This is a genomic window from Janthinobacterium sp. CG_23.3, assembly GCF_046115965.1.
GTDB lineage: Bacteria > Pseudomonadota > Gammaproteobacteria > Burkholderiales > Burkholderiaceae_D > Janthinobacterium.
The window spans coordinates 1-25,022 of the sequence record NZ_JBJXIB010000059.1 but is presented as its reverse complement, the minus strand read 5'-3'; the positions used below and the strand labels follow the sequence as shown (position 1 = coordinate 25,022).

Annotated in this window: 19 protein-coding genes and 2 pseudogenes; 13 read left to right on the top strand and 8 right to left on the bottom strand. The window is 66.2% G+C overall.

Annotated features, from left to right (window positions below):
• The first annotated feature begins 31 nt into the window (after positions 1–31).
• The 9 genes from ACFDR9_RS15085 to ACFDR9_RS15045 all read left to right on the top strand — a co-directional run bounded on the left by ACFDR9_RS15085 (position 32) and on the right by ACFDR9_RS15045 (position 12,862).
• Positions 32–1,495 carry an adenosine deaminase gene (locus tag ACFDR9_RS15085; protein WP_409031503.1) on the top strand — a complete coding sequence of 488 codons (1,464 nt, stop codon included), beginning with the start codon at positions 32–34 and terminating at the stop codon, positions 1,493–1,495.
• A gap of 493 nt (positions 1,496–1,988) precedes the next feature.
• Positions 1,989–5,450 (top strand): TonB-dependent receptor domain-containing protein, encoded by a 3,462-nt coding sequence (locus ACFDR9_RS15080; RefSeq protein ID WP_409031502.1) that lies wholly within the window; start codon positions 1,989–1,991, stop codon positions 5,448–5,450.
• Between the two features lie 139 nt (positions 5,451–5,589).
• Entirely contained in the window at positions 5,590–7,278 is a 1,689-nt protein-coding gene (locus tag ACFDR9_RS15075) for a bifunctional metallophosphatase/5'-nucleotidase (RefSeq protein WP_409031501.1), read from the top strand.
• A 49-nt stretch (positions 7,279–7,327) separates the two neighbouring features.
• Complete coding sequence (locus ACFDR9_RS15070) at positions 7,328–8,389, top strand: S1/P1 nuclease (RefSeq protein WP_409031500.1); 1,062 nt, start codon at positions 7,328–7,330, stop codon at positions 8,387–8,389.
• A 150-nt stretch (positions 8,390–8,539) separates the two neighbouring features.
• Positions 8,540–9,211 (top strand): GntR family transcriptional regulator, encoded by a 672-nt coding sequence (locus ACFDR9_RS15065; RefSeq protein WP_409031499.1) that lies wholly within the window; start codon positions 8,540–8,542, stop codon positions 9,209–9,211.
• Positions 9,212–9,293: 82 nt separating this feature from the next.
• Positions 9,294–10,229, top strand: coding sequence for a 4-hydroxyproline epimerase (locus tag ACFDR9_RS15060; RefSeq protein WP_409031498.1), 936 nt, complete (start codon positions 9,294–9,296; stop codon positions 10,227–10,229).
• Positions 10,226–11,350, top strand: coding sequence for an NAD(P)/FAD-dependent oxidoreductase (locus ACFDR9_RS15055; RefSeq protein ID WP_409031497.1), 1,125 nt, complete (start codon positions 10,226–10,228; stop codon positions 11,348–11,350). The genes ACFDR9_RS15060 and ACFDR9_RS15055 overlap by 4 nt, the downstream gene beginning before the upstream one ends.
• Complete coding sequence (locus tag ACFDR9_RS15050; protein WP_409031496.1) at positions 11,343–11,609, top strand: 2Fe-2S iron-sulfur cluster-binding protein; 267 nt, start codon at positions 11,343–11,345, stop codon at positions 11,607–11,609. Before ACFDR9_RS15055 ends, ACFDR9_RS15050 begins: the two co-directional genes overlap by 8 nt.
• Complete coding sequence (locus tag ACFDR9_RS15045; RefSeq protein ID WP_409031495.1) at positions 11,606–12,862, top strand: FAD-dependent oxidoreductase; 1,257 nt, start codon at positions 11,606–11,608, stop codon at positions 12,860–12,862. The genes ACFDR9_RS15050 and ACFDR9_RS15045 overlap by 4 nt, the downstream gene beginning before the upstream one ends.
• A gap of 27 nt (positions 12,863–12,889) precedes the next feature.
• On the opposite strand, the gene ACFDR9_RS15040 is transcribed toward ACFDR9_RS15045, so the two are convergent.
• The 6 genes from ACFDR9_RS15040 to ACFDR9_RS15015 all read right to left on the bottom strand — a co-directional run bounded on the left by ACFDR9_RS15040 (position 12,890) and on the right by ACFDR9_RS15015 (position 19,631).
• Positions 12,890–13,660 carry a helix-turn-helix domain-containing protein gene (locus ACFDR9_RS15040; RefSeq protein WP_409031494.1) on the bottom strand — a complete coding sequence of 257 codons (771 nt, stop codon included), beginning with the start codon at positions 13,658–13,660 and terminating at the stop codon, positions 12,890–12,892.
• Positions 13,661–13,749: 89 nt separating this feature from the next.
• Entirely contained in the window at positions 13,750–14,661 is a 912-nt protein-coding gene (locus ACFDR9_RS15035; RefSeq protein ID WP_409031493.1) for a dihydrodipicolinate synthase family protein, read from the bottom strand.
• Positions 14,662–14,741: 80 nt separating this feature from the next.
• On the bottom strand, positions 14,742–15,788 hold the full coding sequence (locus ACFDR9_RS15030; RefSeq protein ID WP_409031492.1) for a bifunctional nicotinamide-nucleotide adenylyltransferase/Nudix hydroxylase: 1,047 nt from the start codon (positions 15,786–15,788) through the stop codon (positions 14,742–14,744).
• Positions 15,789–15,803: 15 nt separating this feature from the next.
• The gene (locus ACFDR9_RS15025; RefSeq protein WP_409031491.1) at positions 15,804–17,501 is read right to left on the bottom strand and encodes an NAD+ synthase; all 1,698 of its coding nucleotides are present in this window, start codon (positions 17,499–17,501) and stop codon (positions 15,804–15,806) included.
• Positions 17,502–17,516: 15 nt separating this feature from the next.
• A complete protein-coding gene (gene pncB, locus ACFDR9_RS15020; protein ID WP_409031490.1) occupies positions 17,517–18,707 on the bottom strand; it encodes a nicotinate phosphoribosyltransferase in 1,191 nt (396 codons plus the stop codon).
• Positions 18,708–18,764: 57 nt separating this feature from the next.
• Positions 18,765–19,631 carry a cysteine hydrolase gene (locus tag ACFDR9_RS15015; RefSeq protein ID WP_409031489.1) on the bottom strand — a complete coding sequence of 289 codons (867 nt, stop codon included), beginning with the start codon at positions 19,629–19,631 and terminating at the stop codon, positions 18,765–18,767.
• A gap of 181 nt (positions 19,632–19,812) precedes the next feature.
• Here ACFDR9_RS15015 and ACFDR9_RS15010 point away from each other — a divergent pair, with 181 nt between their 5' ends.
• The 3 genes from ACFDR9_RS15010 to ACFDR9_RS15000 all read left to right on the top strand — a co-directional run bounded on the left by ACFDR9_RS15010 (position 19,813) and on the right by ACFDR9_RS15000 (position 22,540).
• Complete coding sequence (locus ACFDR9_RS15010) at positions 19,813–20,478, top strand: NUDIX hydrolase (RefSeq protein ID WP_409031488.1); 666 nt, start codon at positions 19,813–19,815, stop codon at positions 20,476–20,478.
• Positions 20,479–20,576: 98 nt separating this feature from the next.
• Positions 20,577–21,596, top strand: a complete 1,020-nt coding sequence (locus ACFDR9_RS15005) for an SPFH domain-containing protein (RefSeq protein WP_409031487.1) — start codon at positions 20,577–20,579, stop codon at positions 21,594–21,596.
• A 5-nt stretch (positions 21,597–21,601) separates the two neighbouring features.
• Positions 21,602–22,540, top strand: coding sequence for a sugar kinase (locus ACFDR9_RS15000; RefSeq protein WP_409031486.1), 939 nt, complete (start codon positions 21,602–21,604; stop codon positions 22,538–22,540).
• 15 nt (positions 22,541–22,555) lie between these two features.
• On the opposite strand, the gene ACFDR9_RS14995 is transcribed toward ACFDR9_RS15000, so the two are convergent.
• Positions 22,556–23,311, bottom strand: a complete 756-nt coding sequence (locus ACFDR9_RS14995) for a DeoR/GlpR family DNA-binding transcription regulator (protein WP_409031485.1) — start codon at positions 23,309–23,311, stop codon at positions 22,556–22,558.
• A 109-nt stretch (positions 23,312–23,420) separates the two neighbouring features.
• Between ACFDR9_RS14995 and ACFDR9_RS14990 the strand changes: the two are divergent.
• Positions 23,421–23,990 (top strand): annotated as a pseudogene (locus ACFDR9_RS14990) (NUDIX domain-containing protein); the annotation flags it as partial.
• Positions 23,991–24,494: 504 nt separating this feature from the next.
• Here the strand turns inward: ACFDR9_RS14990 and ACFDR9_RS14985 are convergent.
• Positions 24,495–24,794, bottom strand: a pseudogene (locus ACFDR9_RS14985) (KGG domain-containing protein); the annotation flags it as partial.
• Positions 24,795–25,022: the final 228 nt, after the last annotated feature.

Sequence of the window (25,022 nt, the reverse complement as noted above, 5' to 3'; positions counted from 1 at the left end):
TGCCGCCCCCCCAATCCAACGAAAGCAGCACATGCAAAAGAAACTCCCCGGCCTGATGATCGCGCTGGCCATCGCCGGCGGCGCCAACGCCGCCCCGCCGGCGTCGAACGAAGACATCACGAAACGCCATTTCGCCGAGCTGCTGGCCGGCCCGCAGCCGAAAACGGCCGAGCTGACCATGTTCTTTTCGATGATGCCGAAGGGCGGGGATTTGCACCACCATTACTCGGGCGCCATCTACGCCGAGCAATACCTGGAGTGGGTCGACAAGCAGCGCTTCTGCGTCGACAAGGCCAGCTACCAGATTGTTACCGACGCCGCGGCCATCGCCGCCGGCCGCGCCAAGGGCAGTTGCCTGTCATCAAGCGAAGTCATCGGCGACAACGCCATGTACCGCGAATTGTTGCAGCGCTGGTCGATCAAGGATTACGCCAACCACGGCGCGCTGCAAGCGCCGCCGGACCGCCAGTTCTTCGACACCTTCGGTTATTTCGGCCCTGTCGCGTCGAGCAACACCAACGAGGGCCTGCTGACGCTGAAACAGCGCGCGCTGCAGGAAAACCTCGGCTACATCGAAACCATTTTCGAGCTGGCGCCGTTCACCCAAAGCGCCGATTTCGACCGGAAGGTGGCGCAACCCGGCGCCGACCTGGCCGCGCAGCTGACGGCCTGGAGCGCCACGCTGGAGCAGGACGCCGCCTTCAAGCAAAACATCGCCAATTACCTGGCCAACGTCAAGGCCAGCAGCGCCGGCCTCGACGACGCCCGCTTCACCATGCGCTACCAGGCTTACGTGCTGCGCTTCCTGTCGCCGTCGCAAGTGTTTTCGTCGATGCTGGCCGGTTTCCAGCTGGCCAGCCAAAGCCCGCAGATAGTCGGCGTCAACATCGTCGGCGCGGAAAACTTCAGCGTCTCGATGCGCGACTACGCGCTGCACATGCAGATGTTCAAGTTCTTGAAGACCAAGTATCCGTCCGTCAAGCTGGCGCTGCACGCCGGCGAACTGGCGCTGGGCATGGTGCCGCCGGAAGGCTTGACCTTCCACATCAACGACGCCATCACGGTGGCCGGCGCCGACCGCATCGGCCACGGCATCGACCTGGCGCATGAAACGAACGCGCTGGGCATCATGAAAACAATGCGCGAGCGCGGCATCCCGGTTGAAATCAATTTGACCAGCAACGACTTCATCGCCGGCGTCAAGAACCAGGCCCATCCGCTGACGCTGTACCGCAAGTACGGCGTGCCGTTTGTCATCTCGACCGACGATCCCGGCGTGGCGCGCAACAATCTGTCGGGTGAATACGTGTTGTTTGCCAGCCGCTATAAGACCGACTACGCCGAGGTCAAAAAGCTGTCGTATAACAGCCTGCGCTATTCCTTCCTCGCCGCTGGCGACAAACAGCGCCTGATCAAGGCCCTGGACGGACGTTTCACCCAGTTCGAGGCGGATATCGCCGCGGCGCACAAAAATACCACAGCCGCGAAACCATAATATTGCGGTGCGCGGCGGCGCCCCCCCGGGCGCGCCGCCGGTGTGAACAGTACGCGGCCGGACTCGCCGCCCGCACTCCCTTTGCGTGATAACGCTATCAACACTGCCTTTTTAACGACGCCGCGACGTGTCCGTCGCGCATTGCGTTATTTATACTATTTATATATAAATACGCAAAATAAAACGTATTTGTCATCCAATTTAGCTTGATGCATAGTGGGGCGACAAGCGATGTTAAATCGTTAAAATTATCGCTTTATAGCATGTTTTTAAGATGCGTTAGCCCCACTTCGCCCGCGCCGCGAGGCCGCATCGACAGCGTGTTTTTTGTGTCTTCGTGCCGCTGGAAATGTGTCATGGCCTTGACATATTTGATCATTACACTCTCGCCTCACGCCCGTAACGGGATAGCTACAGCACAGTAAAAACGGGGGTTGTCGCGCTGACCGCGTACCGATCCCACAAAATAAAACAGTTTTTTAGGGGTTCTACCATGATCAATCACAAACGGTTTCGGCTGACGCAGATAGCGCTAAGCCTGTCTATCGCGTTGGCGGTGGCACCGTCCTTCGCCCAGAACACCACGTCCGCCATCGGCGGGCGCATTTCCGGCAGCGACGGCCAGCCGGCCGGCGGCGCCACCGTCACCATCGTGCACACCGAGTCCGGCTCGATCAGCCACGTCGTCACCGACGCCGAAGGCCGTTACGTGGCGCGCGGCTTGCGCGCCGGTGGTCCGTACACGATCACGGTCAGCAAAAACGGCGTGGTCGAAAAACGCGAGGGCGTGTTTGTGCAACTGGCCGAAACCTCCAACGTCGACGCCACCCTGGGCGCGCCCATCCAGTCGGTGACCGTCACCGGCAGCGCGGCCCGTTCCGACAAGTTCAGCAAGTCCAACATGGGCGCCGGCACGAATATCGGCGCGCGTGAAATCGCCATGCAGGCGTCCATCCAGCGCAATCTGCAAGACTATGCGCGCGCCGATCCGCGCGTCTCGCAAACCGACAAGGAACGCGGCGAGTTGTCGGTCGCCGGCCAGAACTCGCGCTACAACTCGATGACCATCGACGGCGTCGCCGTCAACGACACCTTCGGCCTGGAGTCGAACGGCAGCCCGACGGCGAAACAGCCGATCTCGATCGAAGCGATCCAGTCGGTGCAGGTCAACGTGGCCAATTACGACGTCACGCAAAAGGGTTACACCGGCGCCAACATCAACGCCGTCACGAAATCGGGCACCAACACCGTCAAGGGTAGCGTCTATTACGTGTTCCGCAACGACAGCATGGCGGGCGACCGTTATAACGCCGCCACCGACATCTACACCGCGCCGGCGCCGTTCCGCGAAACCACCAAGGGCGTGACCATCGGCGCGCCGCTGATCGAGGACAAGCTTTTCCTGTTCGCCGCCTACGAAAAGCTCGACAGCACCCGCACCACCGCGCCGTTCGGGCCGCTGGGCAGCAACCTGACCAACGTCGGCATCACGCCGGAGGCGATCGCGCAGGCGCAGGCCATCGCCAAGAGCCGCTACAACATCGACGCCGGCAGCTTCGAGGCCGCCAGCCAGGCCTTGAAAGTGGACGACGTCCTGCTCAAGCTGGACTGGAATATCACCGACGCGCACCGCGCCATGCTGCGCTACTCGAAAACCAACCAGGCCGAGCCGCAGTTCCCGAACACCAGCTCGACCGGTTTGTCGCTGTCGTCGCACTGGTTCAACCAGGAAAAGACCATCGAGACGCTGGTCGGCCAATGGTTCGCCGACTGGACGCCAAGTTTTTCGACGGAGTTCAAGGTATCGTCGCGCGACTACGACAGCGTGCCGAAGAACAATTCGACCTTGCCGGCGATCGGCCTGCAGTTCTCCGGCGCCAACCCGGCCGGCACCCCGGCCGCGGTGCCGACCAGCAACCGCTTCCTCAACTTCGGTACCGAGCAAAACCGCCACCGCAACATCTTGCAAACCAAGACCAAGGACGCCTATCTGGGCGCCAACTGGTCGCTGGGCGCGCACGAAGTCAAATTCGGCGGCGACTACAGCAAGAACGACGTCTACAACGCCTACTTGCAAAATATGTTCGGCAACTACACCTTTAGCTGCGTCAACTCCAGCGCCAACTACCGCTACAACAATCCCAGCCTGAATGTCGATCCTTGCAACAAGATGACGCCGGAATTGGCCGCTGCGGCGGTGCTGGAAAACTTCAGCCGCGGCCGTCCCAGCAGCTATCAGGTACAGTTTCCCGCCCCCGGCGTGGCGCTGGACGACGCGGTGGCGCGCTTCAGCCTGCAGAACTACGGCACCTTCGTCCAGGATACCTGGACCGTCAATCCGCGCCTGACCGTGTCGTACGGCGTGCGCCTCGATTCGGCGCGCATGAGCGACCGGCCCTTGCTGAACAGCGCCGTGGCCGCGCCGATGGTGGAGGCGAGCGCCGCCAGCGGCGGTCGCCGCACCGGTGGTTTTGGCGTCGACAATACGCTGACCATCGACGGCCAGAATCTGATCCAACCGCGGGCCGGTTTCAACTACACGCTCGACAGCACGCGCAACATGCAGGTGCGCGGTGGCGCCGGCTTGTTCCAGGGCGCGGCGGCGACGGTCTGGTTGTCGAATCCATTCGCCAATCCGGGCGTGGCGACCCAGGTGCAAGGTTGCGGCGCCTCCGGCTACGCCTCCTGCCTGAACGCCGACGGCTCCGGCAAGGATGGCCTGTTCAATGCCGATCCGAGCAAGCAGCCGAGCATTTCGGTTGGCGCCGCCAACGTCGACATCCTGGCGCCTGGCCTGCGCCAGCCGTCGGTGATGAAATCGAACCTGGCGTTCGACACCGAGCTGCCATGGTTTGGTATCGTCTTCAGCGCCGAATACCTGTACACCAAAACCCGCGACGGCATCTATTACCAGCACCTGAACCTGGGTGCGCCAACCAAAACCGGGACCGATGGCCGTCCCCTGTACTACACCGAGCAGGGCTATAAAGACGTGTGCTGGAGACCGGACGGTGGCGTGAACAGCACCGCCAGTTATTCCAACGGCGGCGCGGGCCCGACCTCTTGCGGCGCCATGCGCGCGCGCGCCGGTAGCAACAAGGGCTACAACAACGTCCTGGCCGCAACCAAAACCGAAAAAGGCGGCGGCAACCTGGGGACCCTGTCCTTGAGCCGTCCACTGACTAAAGGCCTGGGGTGGTCGCTGTCGTACACCTACACCGACGCCAAGGAAGTGTCGGCGTTGACGTCGTCGGTGTCGAACTCGAACTGGGCCGGTCGCGCCGTGTTCAGTCCGAACGAAGAGGTGGCGTCGAATTCGAGCTACCTGGTGAAGGACCGCATCAACGCCCTGGTCAACTTCGAAAAAGCCTTCTTCGGTGCCTACAAGACCACGCTGGGCGTGTTCTATGAAGGCCGTTCCGGCAAGCCGTACAGCTGGACCGTCAACAACGATTTGAACGGCGACGGCTTGGGCGGCAACGACCTGATGTTCATCCCTTCGGCGCCGGGCTCGGGCCAGGTGGTGTTCGCCGGCGACAGCGCCGCCAGCCGCGTGAACGAGAACGCGTTCTGGGCCGTGGTCAATGGCGACAAGGACTTGAAGCGTTCCGCCGGCGGCGTGGTCGGTCGCAACGACAGTTTTGCGCCGTGGACCAATAGTTTCGACCTGCGCATCCGCCAGGAACTGCCGGGCTTCTACAAGGGCCACAAGGCCTCGTTCACCTTCGATATTTTTAACTTCGGCAACTTGCTGAACAAGAAATGGGGCCGTATTAACGAAACCGGCTTCCAGTCGAACGGCGGCCAGGCGCGCAGCTTCGTCGATTACGTCGGTCTGGACGCGGACGGTCGCTACATCTACAAAGTGCGCGACAAGGTCGAGGACTACGAGGTGCGCCAAGCCAAGGGCGAGTCCCAGTGGGCGCTGCAGGCAACGCTGAAGTACGAGTTCTAAGCTCGGTGATCGAGTGAGTTTGGCGACGGCTGGTGGCGACACCGGCCGTTTTTTTAAGCCGGCGTCGGCGCCCCGGGCGCGGCGCCGGCGCAGCTGATGTACCCTATTGGTTTTTTAAAATATTCCTTCCGGCTAGACCATGACAAATTTCCTCCGCCCCCTCGCCGCCGCCGTCGCCCTCGCTTTGGCCCTGTCCGGCTGCGCCAGCCGCTCCACCGCGCCGGTGGAGATCAACCTGGTCGCGCTGAACGACTTCCACGGCAACCTCGACAGCAGTAAATTCCGCTACACCAGCGTGCTCGACAAGACCCAGCACACCATCGAGGCCGGCGGCGTCGACACGTTGGCGGCGGCGTTGCAGGCGTGGCGCCAGGAGGACCGCGAACTGCTGCTGATCGGCGCCGGCGACCTGGTCGGCGGCAGCCCGGCGATGTCGTCGATGTGGGCGGACGAGCCCAGCATCGCCGCGCTGAACCTGCTGGGCCTGCGCGCCAGCTCGCTCGGCAACCACGAATTCGACCAAGGCCGCCTGGAACTGCTGCGCCAGCAGGAAGGCGGCTGCGTCTCGACCCGGCCGCAACAAGCCTGCCAGTTCGAGCCGTTTTTCCACGGCGCCAAGTTCAGCTACCTGGCCGCCAACGTGCTCGACCGCGCCAGCGGCAAGCCCTTCATGCCGGCCTACCGGATTGAAACGGTGCGCGGGGTTAAGATCGGCTTGATCGGCGCGGTGCTCAAGGACACCGCCTCGGTGGTGCTGGCGTCCAGCATCGCCGGCCTGGAATTCATCGACGAGGCCGACGCCGTCAACCGCGTGCTGCCGGAGTTGCGCGAGCAGGGCGTCGGCGTGTTCGTGCTGCTGGTGCACCAGGGCGGCCACAGCGCCGACTATTTCGACCAGCCCGACTGCGCCAACCTGAGCGGCCCGGTGGTCGATATCGCCAAGCGCCTCGACCCGGCCATCAGCGTCGTCGTCAGCGGCCATTCGCACACCGGCTACACCTGCCGCGTCGACGGCCGCCTGGTGACCCAGGCCGAGATGGGCGGGCACGTGCTCTCGCGCATCAAGCTCAGCGTCGATCCCGTCAGCAACAGCGTGCGCGAGGCCAGCGCGCGCAACGTCGTCATGACCCAGGGCACCTATCCGCCAGACCTGGTCATGGAAGAGTATTTGAAGAGCGTCAGGGAGCGCAGCGCGGCGGTGCTGTCGAAACCGGTGGCCCGGCTGGCCGTGGCCAGCGTCACGCGCGAACGCAACGACGCCGGCGAGTCGGCGCTGGGCAACCTGGTGGCTGACTCCGCGCTGGCGGCGACCCGGTCCGCCGGCGCGCAGATCGCCTTCATGAACAATGGCGGCATACGCAAAGACCTCGACGCCGGCGCCGACCTGGTCAGCACGGTGGGGCAATGCCAGATGGTGCTGCCGTTCGCCAACACCTTGGTCACGATGAGCCTGAGCGGCGCGCAAATCCGCGCCTTGCTCGAACAGCAATGGGTGCAGGACAAGGCCGACTCGCGCGGCCTGTTGCAGGTGTCGGACGGCTTTGCCTACCGTTGGGACGCCCGGCGGGCGCAGGGCCAGCGCGTGCTGCCCGGCAGCGTGCGCCTGAACGGCGCGCCGCTGGAGGATGCCAAGGTTTATCGGGTGGCGGTGAACAACTTCCTGGCCGAGGGCGGCGACAGTTTTCCGATGTTCAAGCAGGGCAGCGATCGGGTCCTGACCGGCATCCGCGACGGCGACGCGCTGACCGACTACCTGAGCCAGCGCGACCAGGCCGGCGTGCCGGCCGGCCGCGCGGCGCCCGCCGGCCGCATCCAGCGGGTGCAATGAGCATGAGCGGCGCCGGCCTGCGCCGCGGCTTTTTGATGAGGATAGCAAGATGATCAAGACATGCGCATGCGTGCTGGCGCTGGCCGGCGCGTTCGCCCCGTTCCCGGCGGCGGCCTGGGGCAACCACGGCCACCGCGCCGTCGGCGCCATCGCCGACCAGTTGATCAAGGGCTCGAATGCGCAGCGCCAGGTGGCGGCCCTGCTGCAGGCCGGCGAGAGCCTGGAGAAGGTCGCGGTCTGGGCCGACTGCGTCAAGGGCACGTATTGCGGCGCGCAGACGGCGGAGATGCTCGAGTACACCGCGGCCAACCCCAAGCACAGCCAATACCATTACACCGACATCCCGTTCCAGCACGCGCACTACCACGACGGCGCCGTCGGCAGCGCCGGCAACGACATCGTGCAGACGCTCAAGCAGACCATCGCGGTGCTGCAGGGCAGGGACGACGCCGTCTCGAACCCGCGCCGTTTCAGCCGGCGCCAGGCGCTGCTGTTGCTGACCCACCTGGCCGGCGACATCCACCTGCCGCTGCACGTGGGCGCCGCCTACGTCGGCAAGGACGGCGGCTTCGTGGTGCCGGGCGCGCACGGCCAGATCGACGCGGCCAATATATTCGACGCGCGCGGCGGCAACAACCTGCTGCTCGACGACGCCAAGCTGGCCGCCGCCAGCGCCGGCCTGATTCCGCCGGCTCCGGCGCCGCTGGACGGCGACGCCGGTCCGGCCTCGAAAGCGACGGCCAAGCCCTTCCACTCGTATTGGGACACCACCGTGGTCGATTACGCGATGCGCCGCGTCGGCGCGCGCACGCCGCAGCAGTTCGCGCAGATCGTCATCGGCGGCCAGCCCGTCGTCGCCGCCAACACCGGCGCGCCGGCGGGCTGGCCGTACCAGTGGGCCGACGACGCGCTGCAAGCGTCGAAACTGGCCTACGCCGACGTCACGCCGGGCCAGACCAGTCTGCAAACCGGAAAAAATGGCGACAGCTATAAGGTATGGGCGCTCGAGGTGCCGCAAAACTATCCTGTGCCAAGTTCGGCACTGGCCAAGGCGCAGCTGATCAAGGGCGGCTACCACCTGGCGGCGCTGCTGCGGGCGATCTGGCCGTAACCTATAAACCGGGGACAGACCACGATTTCCGAGAAACTCTTTCTCGGAAATCGTGGTCTGTCCCCGGTTTCGCTGTGCCGGCGGCCGTGTTAAATATCCGGCGAATATATTATGATGGGTTTTTAGCCGCTACCCCGGAGCACTCCCCCCATGACCTTCATTCCCGCCGACGGCAAGCCGCCCGCATCCAAGGCGCGCGCCGCCGATGTCGCCTACGACCGCATCGAGAGCATGATCGTGACGCTGCAACTGAAGCCCGGCGCGCCCATCGTCGAAGCCGATCTGGTCGAAGGCACCGGCATGGGCCGCACGCCGGTGCGCGAGGCGCTGATGCGCATGGTCGCCAACGGCTTGATCGACCAGTTGCCGCGGCGCGGCCTGACCGTCAGCGCCATCGAGGCCGCCGAACACCTGACTTTGATTGAAACGCGCCGCGTGCTGGAACGCCTGATCGCCGCCAGCGCCGCGCGCCGGGCCGCGCCGGCGCTGCGCAAGGCGATCCTGGCGAGCGCGCAAAAGATGGTCGCGGCCGCCGCCAAGGGCGACTTGAAAGCCTACATGCTGGCCGACCAGGCGCTCGACCACGTTACCCATGAAGCCTGCCGCAACCGCTCGGCGGTGGCGGCGGTGGTGCCGCTGGTGATCAAGTGCCGGCGCTTCTGGTACGCCTTCCAGCACGAGGGCGACATCGAACAGGGCGCCGCCTGCCATGTACAACTGGCTGAAGCCATCGCCGCCGCCGACGCCGACGCCGCGGTGGCCGGCGCCGACGCGCTGATGGACTACCTGGAATCGTTCGCCCGCAAGGTGATCGACGGCTGACCCCGCGGCTATGCTGAAATCGTCATTTTCCACTTGGCTTTCGGGCCAAGACAGCCGCGATGAACTCCTTTAATCTGAGCCTATGAAAAAGATCTCGATACTCGATACCCACACCGGCGGCGAGCCGACCCGGCTGGTACTGGACGGCGGCCCCGACCTTGGCGACGGCCCGCTGGCCGAGCGCCTGGAGCGCTTCCGGCGCGACCACGACCAGCTGCGCTCGGCCATCGTTTGCGAGCCGCGCGGCTCGGACGTCATGGTCGGCGCGCTGTTGTGCCAACCGCACGACCCCGGCTGCACGGCCGGCGTCATTTTCTTCAACAACACCGCCTACCTCGGCATGTGCGGCCACGGCATGATCGGCTGCATCGCCTCGCTGGCCTACCTGGGCCGCATCGGCGCCGGCCGCCACCGCGTCGAGACGCCGGTCGGGGTGGTCGAATGCGAGCTGCACGAGGACGGCGGCGTCACCGTGCACAACGTCCCGGCGTACCGCCTGCACCAGGGCGTGGCGCTGCAGGTGGCGGGCCACGGTCGCGTGGTCGGCGATGTGGCCTGGGGCGGCAACTGGTTTTTCCTGGTGGCCGAACATGGCCTGCGGCTGGACGTGTCGAACGTCGACGCGCTGACCGACTTCGCCTGGCGCACCCGCCAGGCGCTGGAGCAGGCCGGCGTGCGCGGCGCCGACGGCGCGCTGGTCGACCACGTCGAACTGTTCGCGCCCTCGGCCACGCCCGGCGTCGACAGCCGCAACTTCGTGCTGTGCCCGGGCAAAGCCTACGACCGCTCGCCCTGCGGCACCGGCACCAGCGCCAAGGTGGCCTGCCTGGCCGCCGACGCGAAGCTGGCCCCGGGCGCTATCTGGCGCCAGGAGAGCATCATCGGCAGCGTGTTCGAGGCCAGCTACCGGCTCGACGGCGGGCGCGTGCTGCCAAGCATCCGCGGCCGCGCCCACGTCAGCGCCGAGGCGACGCTGCTGCTGGACCCGGAAGACGCGCTGGTCTGGGGCATTCGGTGACGGCGGGCGCCGACGTGCTGGTGATCGGCGCCGGCATCGTCGGCGCCGCCTGCGCCGATGAACTGGCGGCGCGCGGCCTGCGCGTGCTCGTCATCGAGTCCGGCACCGTGGGCGGCGGCGCCACCGCCGCCGGCATGGGCCACCTGGTGGCGATGGACGACAACCCGGCCGAGCTGGCGCTGACGCGCTATTCGCTGGAACTGTGGCGCCGCTTCGTCGCCGACGCGCCGCGGCGCCACGAATACAGCCAGTGCGGCACCATCTGGGTCGCCGCCGACGACGAGGAACTGGCGGCGGCGCGCGCCAAGCAGGCGCTGCTCGGCGACGCCGGCGTCGCCTGCGAACTGCTCGACGCCGCCGCGCTGGCCGCGTGCGAGCCGCGCCTGCGCCCCGGCCTGGCCGGCGGCCTGCGCGTCGGCGGCGACGCCGTCGTGTACCCGCCCAAGAGCGCGCACATCCTGCTCGACCGGGCCTGCGCGCGCGGCGCCGGCCTGCTGCGCGAGCGCGTGCGCGGCCTCACGCAACACGGCGTCACGCTCGACAACGGCGCGCGCATCGACGCCGGCATGGTGGTCGTCGCCAACGGCGTCGGCGCCGCCGCGCTGCTGCCGGAACTGCCGCTGCGGCCGAAAAAAGGCCACCTCATGATCACCGACCGCTATCCCGGTTTCGTCCGGCACCAGCTGGTCGAGCTGGGCTATATCAAAAGCGCGCACGCCGCCAGCGGCGAATCGGTCGCCTTCAACGTCCAGCCGCGCCCGACCGGGCAACTGCTGATCGGCTCCTCGCGCCAGTTCGACAACGACGACCGCGACGTCGACCCGCGCCTGCTGCGGCGCATGCTGGCGCGCGCCGCCGACTACCTGCCCGGGCTGGCGCAACTGCACGCGCTGCGCTGCTGGACCGGCCTGCGCGCCGCCAGCGCGGACGGCCTGCCGCTGATCGGCCCGCACCCGGCGCGCCGCAACGTCTGGCTGGCGACCGGCCACGAGGGACTGGGCATCACGACCTCGCTGGCCACCGCGCAACTGCTGGCGGCGCAACTGTGCGGTTCGGCCGCGCCCATCGCCGCCGCGCCCTACCTGCCGGCGCGGTTCGCGCAACTGGCCGCCCATGGTTGAGCGCAAGCGCATCGAACTGACCATCGACGGCCGCGGCGTCGGGGTGGAGGCCGGCAGTAGCGTCGCCGCGGCCATCGCCATCGCCGGCGTCGGCGCCACCCGGTTCTCGGTCGGCGGCATGCCGCGCGCGCCCGTGTGCGGCATGGGCGTATGCCAGGAATGCCGCGTCACCATCGACGGGCGCGCGCACCGGCTGGCCTGCCAGACCCTGTGCGCGCCCGGCATGCGCGTGCAAACGGCGATGGAGAAAACGGCATGAAGCTGCATTTCGACGTACTGGTCATTGGCGCCGGTCCGGCCGGCCTGGCCGCCGCGCACGCCGCCGCCATGGCCGGGGCCAGGGTCGGCGTGCTCGACGACAACCCGCTGACCGGCGGCCAGATCTGGCGCGGCGGAGCGCAGCGCAGCAAGGACGCGCGCGCCGTCGCATTGTCGGCCGCGCTGCGCGCCGCCGACAACGTCCACATGCTGGCCCAGACGCGGGTGCTGTATCCGTCCGGCCCGAAACAACTGCTGGTCGAAACGCCCGACAGCGCGCTAACGCTGCACTACGGGCGCCTGATCGTCGCCACCGGCGCGCGCGAACGGCTGCTGCCGTTCCCCGGCTGGACCCTGCCGGGCGTGACCGGCGCCGGCGGCCTGCAGGCGCTGGTCAAAGGCGGCTATCCGGTGGCCGGCAAACGCATCGTCGTGGCCGGCTCCGGGCCGTTGCTGCTGGCGGTCGCCGCAACCCTGCGCGAACGCGGCGCGCACGTGCTGGCAATCGTCGAACAAGCGCCGCTGCGGCGGCTGGCGCGGTTCGCGCTGGCGCTGTTCGGCACGCCCGGCAAACTGCACCAGGCGTTGCAACTGCGGCGCCAACTGAACGGAGTGCCCTACCACAGCGGCGCCTACATCAGCGCGGCCGGCGGCGACGGCCAACTGCGCGAAGTCACGCTGCAAACCGGCGCGAGCCGGCGGATACTCGCCTGCGACTACCTGGCCTGCGGCTACGGCCTGCTGCCCAACCTGGAACTGGCGGAGGCGCTCGGCTGCGCGACGGCGGACGGCGCCGTCCAAGTCGACCGCTGGCAGCAAAGCTCGCGGCCCGACATCTACTGCGCCGGCGAAAGCACCGGCGTCGGCGGCGTCGACCTGGCGCTGGTGGAAGGGCGCATCGCCGGCCTGGCCGCCGTCGACGACCTGGCGCGGGCCGCCCGCCACTTGGCGCAACGCGCGCGCGGGCGCCGCTTCGCCGCCCGCCTGGCCGGCGCCTTCGCGCTGCGGCCCGAACTGCGCGGCCTGTGCGAGGCCGACACCATCGTCTGCCGCTGCGAAGACGTACGGCACGGCGAACTGGCGCCTCACGCCGACTGGCGCAGCGCCAAACTGCACACCCGCTGCGGCATGGGCGCGTGCCAGGGCCGCGTCTGCGGCGGCGCCGCCGCAACGCTCTACGGCTGGAGCAAAGACGCCGCGCGCATGCCGCTGGCGCCGGCGCGCATCGCCAGCCTCCTCGCCGACGCCGAATAGAAAAAGCGTCGACGTCCACTGTTGCGGTCAGACTTTGTTGGCGGCGCGGTATTGGCTCGGGGTGACGCCGACTTTTTCCTTGAATTGGCGGGTGAAGGCGCTGTGGTCGTGGTAGCCGCAGGCGACGGCGATGTCGGTGATGTTTTGCGCGCCGGCCAGCAGTGCGGTGGCCGCGTCGAGCCGGGTTTTGATGATCATTTGGCGCGGCGTCAGCTGGAAGATGCGGTGGAAGTAGCGCTCGATCTGCGACGCCGATAGTTTGGCGATGCGCGCCAGGTCGGCCAGCTGGATCGGTTGTTCGTAGTTTTCCAGGATGTGGTTGGCCGCCGCCGAGATGCGCCGGTACACCGGGTGTTCCTGGTCCGGCATGTTGAGGTCGCGCGAGATGCCGGTCAGGCCGACGATGGCGCCGGCGCTGTCGCGCAGCGCCATTTTGTGGGTCATGCACCAGCCCGGGTCGCGGTCCGGGTACAGGTGCAGTTCCAGCCGGTCGCGTATCTCCGCTCCACCCGCCAGCACGGCGCGGTCCTGCGCCAGGTAGGTGCAGGCGTAGGCGGCCGGGAATACCTCGGCGGTGTGGCGGCCTACCATCGCCGCCTTGTCGCGCATGCCGCAGCGGCTGGCCAGCGTTTGGTTCACCAGCACGTAGCGGCTTTCTTTGTCTTTGACGAAGAAGACGACGTCTGGCAGCAGGTCGAATAGCGGTGCGGCGAAGCAGGCGTTGTCGGCCAGCGACGCCAGCAGCAGCCGCGCCGCGTCGCCGCCGGCGCTGTCCTCGTGTCGGTTTTGCTCTGTCATTGGTATGCTTGAGTCAGTCCCGTCAGGTGGCGCCGTTGCCGGCGGTGGGCGGCGCCGGCGCGCCGCGCGCGGCCGGCGTCGTCGCCTGTCTACAGCAAGTTGCCCAAATCGGGCCGCGTCTCCAGCGCCGCGCGGACGGTTGCCGTCACGCGTTCGCGCTCGGCACCGCTCAACGGCTGGCGCGGCCGGCGCACGTTTTCGTTGCCGACGCCGACCAGCGTTTCAACCAGTTTCAGGTTCTGCACCAGTTTGTTCGATACGTCCAGGTGCATCAGCGGCATGAACCATTGGTATAGCTTGAGCGCCTCGTCCCAGCGCTTGGCTTTCATCAGTTGGTACAGTACCACGGTCTCTTTCGGGAAGGCCACCACCAGCCCGGCCAGCAGGCCGTCGGCGCCCACCGCCAGCCCTTCGAAGGACAGGTCGTCGACGCCCATGAACAGCTGGTAGCGCTGGCCCAGGGCGTTGCGCAGGTCGGTGATGCGGCGCACGTTGTCGCTCGATTCCTTGATCGCCACCAGCCATTCGCAGTCGGCCAGGTCGAGGAAGTCCTGCGCCGTCAGGTCGACCTTGTAGGTGACCGGATTGTTGTACACCATGATCGGTAATTGGGCCGCCTTGGCGATGGTGCGCAGGTTGTCCTTGGCCTCGCGCGCGTCGGCCGCGTACAGCACCGACGGCATTACCATGAAGCCTTGCACGCCCATGGCGGCGGCCTGCTCGACGAAGCGGCAGGCGTTGCGGGTGCGCGTTTCGGAGACGTTGACCAGCACCGGCACGCGCTTGTCGGCCACCGCCAGCGCGGTCTTCGTCACCTCCAGCTTTTCCTCGAAGGAGAGGGTGCTGGCCTCGCCCAGCGAGCCGCATGTGACCAGCCCGTGCACGCCGTTGTCGATCTGGAAGGCGAAGTGCCGCTCCATCTCGGCGTGGTCCAAGTCTTCGTTTTCTTTGAACTTCGTCGTTACCGCCGGGAACACGCCCTGCCACTTCGTCGTCGCCATTGCTTTACTCCTTCAGTTGGGAAATGGATCACTGAAGGAGATATTAATATGACTCTAATATATTTACAACATATTTAATCTCAATCTTCGTGCGTCAGCCGCAGGAAGTGGTTGAGGATGTGGAAGTGGTCCTCGAAGAACTGGTCTTCCATCGCCGCCAGGTCGGCAAGCGGTATCCAGCAGGCCTGGGCGGCGTCGTCGGCGCCTTCGACCGCCGGCAGTTGCTCGGTTTTCAGGTCGAAGTAGTGGGCGTGCGTGATGGTGCGCCCGCGCAGGCTGCGCGACGGGTGGTCGAACACCTTGACGTCGACCAGCGACTCGGCCAGCGTCGCGCCCAGCACGGCCAGGCCGGTTTCCTCGGCCAGTTCGCGCAGCGCGCCCTGCAGCAGGCGTTCGTGCTGTTCGACGAAGCCGCCCGGCAGCGCCCATAGCCCTTTGCCGGGGTGGGCGCCGCGCTCGACCAGCAGCACGTGGCCGGCGGTCTTGACCAGCGCGTCGACGGTGGCGAAGATCGGCGCGTACGGCGCCACGCTCCAGGCGGCCTTGTAGGCTTGCACCGCGCGGTGTTCCAGCAGCAGCGGCGCGTAGGCCGACAGCAGGGTCCACGCGCGCAGGTATTGGCGCACCGCCGCCGGCACCAGCGCGTCCAGCGCGGCCAGCGAGACGTCGATGTCTTCGGCTTCGAAGAGCACGCGGCGGATCTGCGTGGCGTGGATGTCGGCGGCGTCGCTGACGAAGATTTCCCGCCATTGCGGGAAATGGTTCAGGTACTGGCTGGAGCTGTCCTTGAGGTAGCCGACCAGGACGATGCGTTTCGCGCCGGCCGCGCATTGTGTGACTTTTTTGCCGACCACGCCGGCCCAGCGCGCGTCCTCGTAGTAGTCGCGCACGGCGACGAAGGAGACCCGCTCGCGCTCGTGCGCCGGCAGCGTGGCGGCGATCATGGCGGCGCGTTCCTGCCAGGTGAACGGGTTCTTCGCGCTGCGGGCGTGGAACGACGAGCCGAGTACCACGACGACCTTGGGCGCGGCGTCGAGCGCCATGCGCAGCAGGCTGGCGTGGCCGTTGTGGAAGGGTTGGAAGCGGCCGATCAGGACGGCGGCGTCGGCGTTTGCCTGGGTGTTCATAGTGGGGCGCTTTCTTTAATATTTCGCGGTGATGGGCATTTGGCGGCCGCTGCCGAAGGCGCGCGAACGCACCCGGATGATCGGCGGCGCCTGGCGTCGCTTGTACTCGTTGCGGGCGACCATGCCGAGGATGCGCGCGACCAGCTTGCGGCCGTCGTCGCGGACCAGCAGCGCGTCGACGAAGCCGCCGGCGGCCGCCGCTTCGGCTTGCGGCAGGCGCTTGCCTTCGATGTGCCACTTCAGAATGTCGTCCAACACCTCGTAGGGCGGCAGGCTGTCGGTGTCTTGCTGGCCCGGCGCCAGTTCGGCGGACGGCGGCTTGGTCAGCACCGCCTCGGGAATGATTTCGCGGCCGGCGTGCTCGTTGACGTGGCGCGACAGCGCGTACACCTCGGTTTTATACAGGTCGCCGATCAGGCCCAGGCCGCCGTTGGTGTCGCCGTACAGCGTGCAATAGCCAACCGAGATTTCGCTCTTGTTGCCGGTGGTGAGCAGCAGCGCGCCGAAGGTGTTCGAGTATTCCATTAGGATGGTGCCGCGCACGCGCGCCTGCAGGTTTTCCAGCGACAGGCCTTGCAGCGGCTGGTCGAAGGCGGCGCCGAAGCCGTCGCGGTAGCTCTCCACCAGCGCCAGGATGGGGTGGGTGTAGAGCTTGATGCCGAGCTTGTCGCACAGCGCCACCGAGTCCGACACCGAGCCTTCGCTGGAGTAGGCCGACGGCATGGTGATGGCGAATACGTTGTCGGCGCCGAGCGCCTCGACCGCCAGCGCCAAGGTCAGCGCCGAGTCGATGCCGCCGGACGAGCCGACCACCGCCTGGGTGAAGTTGCAGCGCCGCGCGTAGTCCTGCAGGCCCAGCACGATCTGGCGGCGGGTGAAGTCGGGCACCGACAGGCCGGCCGGGTCCGGCGCGGCCAGGGCGGCGCCGTCGGCGTCGCTGAAGCGGCCGTCGGCGAAACCGATGACCTGGCAGTCTTCCTGGAAGCGCAGCGCTTCGAACGCCACGCCTTGCGCCGGCGCGACGGCGAACGAGGCGCCGTCGAACACCAGCTGGTCCTGGCCGCCGACCTGGTTGACGTACAGGACGGGCAGGCCGGTGCGCTCGGCGGCGGCGCGGAACAGGTCGTGGCGCTGCTGGCGCTTGCCGATGTCGGACGGGCTGGCGTTGATGCTGATGACCAGTTCCGGCTTGGCCGCCCGCAGCGCGGTGAAGGGGTTGACCAGGTAGTCGCGGCCGGCGTCGTTCCAGCCGTCCTCGCAGACCATGAAACCGATGCGGTGGCCGGCGACGTCGAGCAGGCAGGCGCCTTCCGGGCCCGGCTCGAAGTGGCGGCGCTCGTCGAAGATGCCGTAGGTCGGCAGCAGCTGTTTGTAGTATTCGGCCACCACGGCGCCGTCCTGGATCGCCAGCAGCGCGTTGTACAGCGGTTTGCCGGGGCCGCTGTTGCGGCGCACGGTGCCCAGCACCGTGACCAGCGAGGGCACGCGGCGCGAGGCGTCGATTACCTGGGCCAACGCGTCGTCGAGGCGGCCCAGGAAGGCGGCGTCTTCGAGCAGGTCGGCCGGGTAGTAGCCGCACAGCGACAGCTCGGAGAAGACGACGATGTCGGCGCCGGCGGCGGCGGCGCCGGCCATGTGGCGCTCGGTGGCGGCGGCGTTGCCGGCGAAGTCGCCGACGGTGTAGTTCAGCTGGGCGATGGCGAGCTTGAGCATAATTTTCCCTTTGGTTCAGGCGGCGGCGTGGCGGAAGATCTGGCGCAGGTAGGCCAGGAAGGTCTCGTCCTTGCACAGGGTTTTGCCGGCCGAGTCGGACAGCTTGGCGACCGGCTGGCCGTTGCAGCTCATCAGTTTCATGACGATGTTGAGCGGCGCCACGCCGGTGTCGTTGCTCAGGTTGGTGCCGATGCCGAAGCCGGTCATGCAGCGGTCGGCGAAGTGGCGGTACAGCGCGAACGCCGCTTCCAGGTCGAGGCCGTCGGAGAACACCAGGCGCTTGGTGTTGGCGTCGATGCGCAGCGTGGCGTAGTGCGCCAGCGCCTTTTCGCCCCACACCACCGGGTCGCCGGAGTCGTGCCGCAGGCCGTCGAACAGCTTGGCGAAGTACAGGTCGAAGTCGGCCAGGAAGGCGTCCATGCCGACCACGTCGGTCAGCGCGGTGCCCAGGTCGCCGCGGTATTCCTGCACCCAGTCCTCCAGCGCGGCCTTCTGGAAGTCGCGCAGGCGCACGCCGAACGATTGGTACGATTGCAGGTATTCATGGGCCATCGTGCCGATCGGCACCAGGTCGTATTTCTTGGCCAGGTAGACGTTCGAGGTGCCCTTGAAGTACCGCGGCACGGCGCGCGCCAGCGTGGCGACGACTTCGTCCTGCCAGGCGCCGGAAAAGCGGCGGCGCACGCCGAAGTCGAAGAATTCGAACGGGTGCTTGCGCCCCGGCTCGGCGCCGAAGGCGCGCAGCAGCTCGACTTTGTCGGCCAGGCGGCGGCGCGCCTCGGCCAGCAGCGGCTCCTGCTCGAAACGGCGGAAGTACAGCTCGTTGACGATGAAGAGGACGAAAATTTCAAAGCCCATCACGTGCACCTGCGGACCCTTGGCGACGATGCGCAGCGTCGGTCCGTCGCAGTCGACGGTGATGAATTTGCGCTGGAAGCGGAAGATCGTCAGGAAGTCGACGAAATCGCTTTTGATGTAGCGCAGCGAGCGCAGGTAGTCCAGCTCGTCCTCGGCGAAGCTCAGCGCGCACAACTGGTCGAGTTCATGCTCGACGTCGGCTTTCAGCTCGGCCAGCGGGTAGGCCGGCGTGTTGCGGCAGACGAAGGCGTACTCGGTTTCGGCGCCCGGATGGCTGTGCAGCAGCGCCTGCCACATGGTGAATTTGTAGAGGTCGGTTTCGAGCAGGCTGTTGACGATGGGTTGCATATTGGGTCCAGATTCGTGTTGTGGCTTCGACAAGGTCTGACAGGATAATTGGTTTTATTAGCGTTGCGCGTTCGATAGCAATTCCGGCAAGGCGTCGGCGGCGCCGGCCGTCCGCACGCCCAGCGCCAGCATGGCGCGGACAAAACCCTGGTATTGCGCGTCGTAGCCGCCAACCGGACTCATGCAGTCGGTCAGCAACACCAGCTTAGACAGGTTTTCGGCGCCGATATTGGCGGCGATGTGCTCGGTGGTGGCTTTGACGCAATGGCTGCTTGCTTCGCCGCAAATGTAGACGCGGTCGGCCCGCGCCAGCGTATCGATCAGGCCCTGGTTCAACTGCGTGGCCGGGTCGTCGCGGTCCGGCACCTCGGCCAGCACGGCGGAATAGTGCTCGGTCCACGGGTTGCTACCCTTGGCCACCATGTTGACCACGCCCAGCCCGGCGTCCTGCCAGCCGTTGCAGGCGGCACGCACGTCGGCGTGGATGTTGTGGCCCCACGAGCCGATTTCGCAGTGCACCGGCCAAACCATCAAGCGGTAGCGCCCGCTCGCTTCGAGCGTGTCCAGATAGGCCAAGGTGCGTGGCAGCGCGTCCTTGTTGCGCGGCGCGTATGTGCCGGCGCGCACGTCGGCGGCGCTGATTTCGGTGAAGGGCGGCACGGTCGCGCCTTGGGCGTCGAACCAGAACGTGGGGTGGGCGATGTCGACGCGCTGGTGCGTGTCGAGCGTAACGCTGATGCCGGACAGGCCCTGGCGACCGCGGTTGACCAGCTCGGCAATGCGCAGCATGTCGGCGTGGGCGCCGGCCACCGGCAGCGCCGGCGCCTCGATGCCGCCGAGCGGACGCGGCGCCAAATAGCTTTCGGGCAAGTCGCAAAAATCGTTTTGCGGATCGATGACGAGCAGGTGAAGGTTGCGTCTCATGTGGATCTCCGGTGGTTGGCAGTGAGTGTAGTGTAGGTTACTTAGTTTATTTGTGCAACTAACTAATTTGATATTTCTCATGGGACTGGAGTTCGGCCCCAGGTTTATCTACGTGCCGGCGATTTTCCGTGTAGACTTAGTATAAGTATCGAACTAAGTGGCTTTTGCACCGGAGTGGAAGATGAATGACGTGATCTGTACCGTAGACGTGATTTTGCTGACTATCAAGGACGGCGCTTTGCACGTGGCCTTGCTGAAGCGCGACCGCGACCCGTATAAGGACGTGCTGGCCTTGCCCGGCGGCTTCGTGCATGTGCGGGAGGACGCCGACGCTCAGGCCGCCGCCTTGCGCGTGTTGAAAGAAAAGACCGGCATCGACGCGCCGTACCTGGGGCAATTGGCGACGTTTTCCGGGCCGGTGCGCGACCCGCGCGGCTGGTCGATGTCGATCGCCCACTACGCGCTGGTGTCGCACGACGTCATCGCCGGGGCCGGGCACCCCGACGTGGCATTGCGCAGCGTCGACCAACTGATGAACCTGCCGTTCGACCACCAGGCCATCATCGACACGGCGGTGGCGCGGCTGCGCAGCAAGAGCCAGTACTCGTCCTTGCCCTGCTACCTGGCCGGCGACACGTTCACCTTGCCGCAATTGCAGCGCATCTACGAGGCGCTGATGGGCGAGCCGCTCAACAAGGTCAGTTTCCGCCGCAAGATGACGGAGATGGGCATGCTCGAAGCGGTCGAGGGACAGATGGAAGTGGGCGGCGCGCACCGTCCGGCGCAGTTGTACCGATTGAAGCCGGCCCTGCGCGCGCAGCTGGCGCTGCTTTCCCGCGGCTTGTAATTGTTGAAGTTCGCGGGCCGGCGGCGCTGAAAACCAAGCCAAGAGGCGCCGTTGGTGTTCCCGTTGATCCCCATTGAAAATAACCGGAGGTAAGCCCCATGTTCACCCTCAAATTCATCAAGTTCCAGCCGAGTACCCATGTGTTGCAATACAAGAAAGGCGTGCTCGTCCGCGAGGGCGCCGGCCTGGCGTTCTTCTACTACACGCCAACCGCCGCCCTGGTGGCGGTACCGATGGGCAGCGAAGACGTTCCCTTCATCTTCGAGGAAAGCTCGGCCGACTTTCAGCTCATCACGGTGCAGGGCCAGGTCACGTACCGCATCACCGATCCGAAAAAAATCGCCGGCCTGCTCAATTTCTCGATCGATCCGGTCACGCAACAGTACATTTCCGACGATCCGCAAAAGCTGTCGCAGCGCATCATCAACGTCGCCAAGGTGCTCACGCGCAAAGGCTTGCAAGAGCTGCCGCTGCGCGAAGCCTTGCGCGCCACCGACACGCTGGCCACGCTGGTGACGCAGAGCGTCAAAGGCAGCGCCGAATTGCAGGCGCTGGGCGTCGAGATCCTCGGCTTGTCCTTCCTGGCGATCAAGCCCACGCCCGAGACCGCGCGCGCACTGGAGGCGCAGGCGCGCGAACAGATCTTGCGCGAAGCGGACGAGGCGGTCTACGCGCGCCGCAACGCGGCGGTCGAGCAGGAGCGGCGCATCAAGGAGAATGAACTCAACACCGAGATCGCCGTGGAAACCAAGCAGCGCCAGATCCGCGAAACGCAGATGGAGGCGGAGCGCAGCATCCAGCACAAGCAGCATGAATTGCAGCAGGCCGAGATGACGGCGAAGATTGCGCTGGAGGGGCAAAATACGCAGTTGGTGACCTTGGCGATGGACAACGCCAAGCGCGAAGCGGACGTCAAGGCGCACGCGGCCGGCGTGTTGATGCGAGCCTACGCCGGCGTCGATCCGAAGATCCTGCAAGCGTTGGCGATGTCCGGCATGCAGCCCGGCCAGTTGATCGCGCTGGCCTTCCACGAACTGGCCGAGAAGGCCGAGCGCATCGGCCAGCTCAACGTGACGCCCGATTTGTTGCGGGAAGTCATCGACAGTCCGGTCCGGTGAACGCGATGCGCCGCCACACCGAAAACAAGACCATTCTGGTCACGCGCAAGACGCGCCTGGAGAACCTGGTGGCCCAATACAACACCGTTGGCCAGGCCAAGTTCTATATCGAGCATCTGGGCGCCGATTTTTCCGACTATCTGGTCGAGCACGACACCTACCAGCGCTGCGTGCGCGAAGCGGAAACCACGCTGCAACAGTTGAGCCGCGTGCAGGTGGTCGAGCGCGCCTTCCTGCCCAACTTCCTGTTCGGCCCGCAAGACGTCGTCGTCGCGCTGGGGCAGGACGGCCTGGTCGCTAATACGCTGAAATATCTGGACGGGCAACCGTTGATCGGCGTCAATCCCGACCCCAAGCGTTGGGACGGCGTGTTGTTGCCGTTCGGCGTGGCCGACTTGGCCGGCATCGTCGCCCAGGTGTTCGCCGGCCGGCGCCAGATCCAGGAAGTGACGATGGCCAAGGTGGCGCTGAACAACGGCCAGACGCTGTACGGCGTCAACGACATTTTTATCGGGCCGAAGTCGCACACCTCCGCCCGCTACACGATCTGCCTGGACGAGGCGCGGGAACAGCAATCGTCGAGCGGCGTCATCGTCTCCACTGGATTGGGATCGACCGGCTGGCTGAAAAGCCTGCTGGCCGGGGCCAGCGCCATCGCCGCGCAGGCGACGCCGGGCGGCGCGGCGCGCGCGCCGGCGCCGCCGGCGCCGTGGGACGCCGACTACCTGTACTTCACGGTGCGCGAACCCTTCCCCAGCCGGACCTCGGCGGCCTCGCTGGTGTTTGGCAAAATCAGCGCCGGGTCGTGCCTGACGCTGACCTCGCAGATGGCCGAGAACGGCGTCATCTTCAGCGACGGTATCGAGGCCGACTACCTCGAATTTAATTCCGGCATCGTCGCCCGGCTTGGCCCGGCCGAGAAAAAGGGCTTGTTGGTGGTGTGAGGGCGGGCGCCGCCGTCAGGCCAGCGTGACGGTAATGCCCAGCGCCCGGTACGGCGCCAGCAAAGCGTCGTCGACGTCGGCGTTGACGACGATGCTGCTGACCTGGGCCAGCGGCGCGATCAGGTAAGGCGACGCGGTGTTGAGCTTTTCCGGCGAGGCCAGCACCACGGTTGTGGCGGCGGCGTTGCTCAGGGCGCGCTTGACGGCGGCCTCCTCGAAATCGCCGGTGGTGATGCCGGCCTCGGGATGCAGGCCGGACACGCCCATGAAATACAGGTCGGCCCGCACCCGGCCGATGGCCTCGATGGCGGCCGCGCCGACGCCGACGATGGAATGCTTGAATAGGCGCCCGCCGAGCATGATCACCTCGACGTGGGCGTGCTCGACCAGCTCAAGCGCAATCGACGGGCTGTGCGTAACCACGGTGGCACGCAAGTCCGCCGGCAACTGGCGCACCAGTTGCACGGCGGTGGTGCCGCCGTCGATGAAGACCACCTGCCCCGGCAAAATCATGGCGGCGGCGGCGCGGCCGATGGCCGGCTTGGCGTCGCTGGAAATGCCCTGGCGCGCGGCGAACGGCGCCATCGCCGGCGAGGCGGGCAGGGCGCCGCCGTGCACCCGCTGCAGCAACCCCTCCCTGGCCAGCTCGCGCAGATCGCGGCGTATCGTGTCCTCCGACAGGCCCAATTGTTCGCTCAGCAACTTGGCGACGATTTGGCCGTCGCGTTTGAGCAGTTCCAGCAGATGTTGTTTGCGTTGGCGTGTCAGCATAGTATGTTTGCATGAATAATCTTGAGATTGCACGATATTGCATGATATCTTTGCCGGGCACAAGCGCGCATTGGCCCTCCAACGCCAAGCCCACCTACCGGAGCACAGCATGCAAGACAATAGAGTCAAAATCCACAAGGTCGAAACCCTGTCCCACGACTGGTACCTGCTGCAAAAAACCACCTTCGACTACCTGCGCCGCGACGGCGCGTGGCAAACCCAAACGCGCGAAACCTACGACCGCGGCAACGGCGCCACTATCCTGCTATACAACTGCGCCCGCCGCAGCGTGATCCTGATCCGCCAATTCCGCTTCCCCACCTACGGCAACGGCCACGACGGCTTCTTGATCGAAACGGCCGCCGGCCTGCTCGACCAGGCCAGCCCGGAAGAGCGCATCAAACTCGAAGTCGAGGAAGAAACCGGCTACCGCGTGGCCGAGGTGCGCAAGGTTTTTGAAGCCTTCATGAGCCCCGGCTCGGTCACCGAAAAGCTGTATTTCTTCGTCGCAGAATACGAGCCCGGCGCGCGTGCCGGCGACGGCGGTGGCGTGGTGGCGGAAGGGGAAGACATCGAAGTGCTGGAACTGCCGCTGGAGCAGGCGCTGCAGATGGTAGCCGACGGCCGTATCGCCGACGGCAAAACCATCATGCTGCTGCAATACGCGCAGCTGCACCTGCTGCCGCCGCCGGCACCGCGCAAGGATGGGATGATGATTTTGATCGCCGGTCCCTACCGCTCCGGCAGCGGCGACGACCCGGCGCTGATGGCGGCCAACGTGGCGGCGATGGAAGCGTTCGCGCTGCCGCTGTACCAGGCCGGCCACATGCCGGTGCTGGGCGAATGGCTGGCGTTGCCGCTGCTGAAGCTGGCCGGCTCGGCCCCGGTGGGCGACGCGGCTTTCGAGCGCATCTTCCACGCGCACGCGACGCGCCTGCTCGGCAGTTGCGACGCCGTGCTGCGGGTCGGTGGCGCCTCCACCGGCGCCGACGCGATGGTCGACATCGCACGCCAACTCGACTTGCCGGTATTTCACTCGTTGGCTGAGATTGTTCCGGGATGTCACTAAATTGAAATTTCGTAGGTCGGATTAGCGAAGCGTAATCCAGCGCCGAGCAGATGCCGACGCCAGTCGGGTTAAGCCCGAACGGGCTAACCCGACCTACGAAACCGGCGCCGCTAACTAGCTTTTGGAGCCGGAGCCACCGGACTTGCCAGAGCTTGAAGAAGCGCTCGACTTGCCCGAGCCCGAGGAGCTGCCGGAACTGCCTTGGTTGCCGCCGGAACTACCTTGGTTGCCGCCCGACTTGCCGCGCGAACCGCCTTCGTCCGAATCGCTTTGCTGGTTGCCGTCGTTCTTATGGCTCATTGCGCCGGCCTTGCGCGCCTCTTCCGAGGTGAACTCGTGCGCGGTGCCTGCGGCGTGGGCGGCGCGGCCGCCTTCGGCTGCGATTTCACGCTGCTGCTCAGGGTCCATCGACGCAAAACCGCGGTTGCTGGTGTCGCTTTGATTGTTGCCGCCCTTGCTGCCGGCTTGATTACCGCGCGATTTGTCGTCGTCCTTGTTGCTGGCCTGGCTGGAGCCTTTGCCGCTTTCTTTGCTGTTGTCGTTACCGCGTGACTATTCAGCCTGAGCGTACAGCGTAGAAAGTTGTTGTAAACGAATCGTGGATAACGCATCATGCGTGCATGCCACCAAAACCGCCCCGCC

Excerpts from the sequence above, each read along its gene's own strand:
- ACFDR9_RS15085 (WP_409031503.1), top strand. The coding sequence starts at position 32 with ATGCAAAAGAAACTCCCCGGCCTGATGATCGCGCTGGCCATCGCCGGC.
- ACFDR9_RS15080 (WP_409031502.1), top strand. The coding sequence starts at position 1,989 with ATGATCAATCACAAACGGTTTCGGCTGACGCAGATAGCGCTAAGCCTG.
- ACFDR9_RS15075 (WP_409031501.1), top strand. The coding sequence starts at position 5,590 with ATGACAAATTTCCTCCGCCCCCTCGCCGCCGCCGTCGCCCTCGCTTTG.
- ACFDR9_RS15070 (WP_409031500.1), top strand. The coding sequence starts at position 7,328 with ATGATCAAGACATGCGCATGCGTGCTGGCGCTGGCCGGCGCGTTCGCC.
- ACFDR9_RS15065 (WP_409031499.1), top strand. The coding sequence starts at position 8,540 with ATGACCTTCATTCCCGCCGACGGCAAGCCGCCCGCATCCAAGGCGCGC.
- ACFDR9_RS15060 (WP_409031498.1), top strand. The coding sequence starts at position 9,294 with ATGAAAAAGATCTCGATACTCGATACCCACACCGGCGGCGAGCCGACC.
- ACFDR9_RS15050 (WP_409031496.1), top strand. The coding sequence starts at position 11,343 with ATGGTTGAGCGCAAGCGCATCGAACTGACCATCGACGGCCGCGGCGTC.
- ACFDR9_RS15045 (WP_409031495.1), top strand. The coding sequence starts at position 11,606 with ATGAAGCTGCATTTCGACGTACTGGTCATTGGCGCCGGTCCGGCCGGC.
- ACFDR9_RS15040 (WP_409031494.1), bottom strand. The coding sequence starts at position 13,660 with ATGACAGAGCAAAACCGACACGAGGACAGCGCCGGCGGCGACGCGGCG.
- ACFDR9_RS15035 (WP_409031493.1), bottom strand. The coding sequence starts at position 14,661 with ATGGCGACGACGAAGTGGCAGGGCGTGTTCCCGGCGGTAACGACGAAG.
- ACFDR9_RS15030 (WP_409031492.1), bottom strand. The coding sequence starts at position 15,788 with ATGAACACCCAGGCAAACGCCGACGCCGCCGTCCTGATCGGCCGCTTC.
- ACFDR9_RS15025 (WP_409031491.1), bottom strand. The coding sequence starts at position 17,501 with ATGCTCAAGCTCGCCATCGCCCAGCTGAACTACACCGTCGGCGACTTC.
- pncB (WP_409031490.1), bottom strand. The coding sequence starts at position 18,707 with ATGCAACCCATCGTCAACAGCCTGCTCGAAACCGACCTCTACAAATTC.
- ACFDR9_RS15015 (WP_409031489.1), bottom strand. The coding sequence starts at position 19,631 with ATGAGACGCAACCTTCACCTGCTCGTCATCGATCCGCAAAACGATTTT.
- ACFDR9_RS15010 (WP_409031488.1), top strand. The coding sequence starts at position 19,813 with ATGAATGACGTGATCTGTACCGTAGACGTGATTTTGCTGACTATCAAG.
- ACFDR9_RS15005 (WP_409031487.1), top strand. The coding sequence starts at position 20,577 with ATGTTCACCCTCAAATTCATCAAGTTCCAGCCGAGTACCCATGTGTTG.
- ACFDR9_RS15000 (WP_409031486.1), top strand. The coding sequence starts at position 21,602 with ATGCGCCGCCACACCGAAAACAAGACCATTCTGGTCACGCGCAAGACG.
- ACFDR9_RS14995 (WP_409031485.1), bottom strand. The coding sequence starts at position 23,311 with ATGCTGACACGCCAACGCAAACAACATCTGCTGGAACTGCTCAAACGC.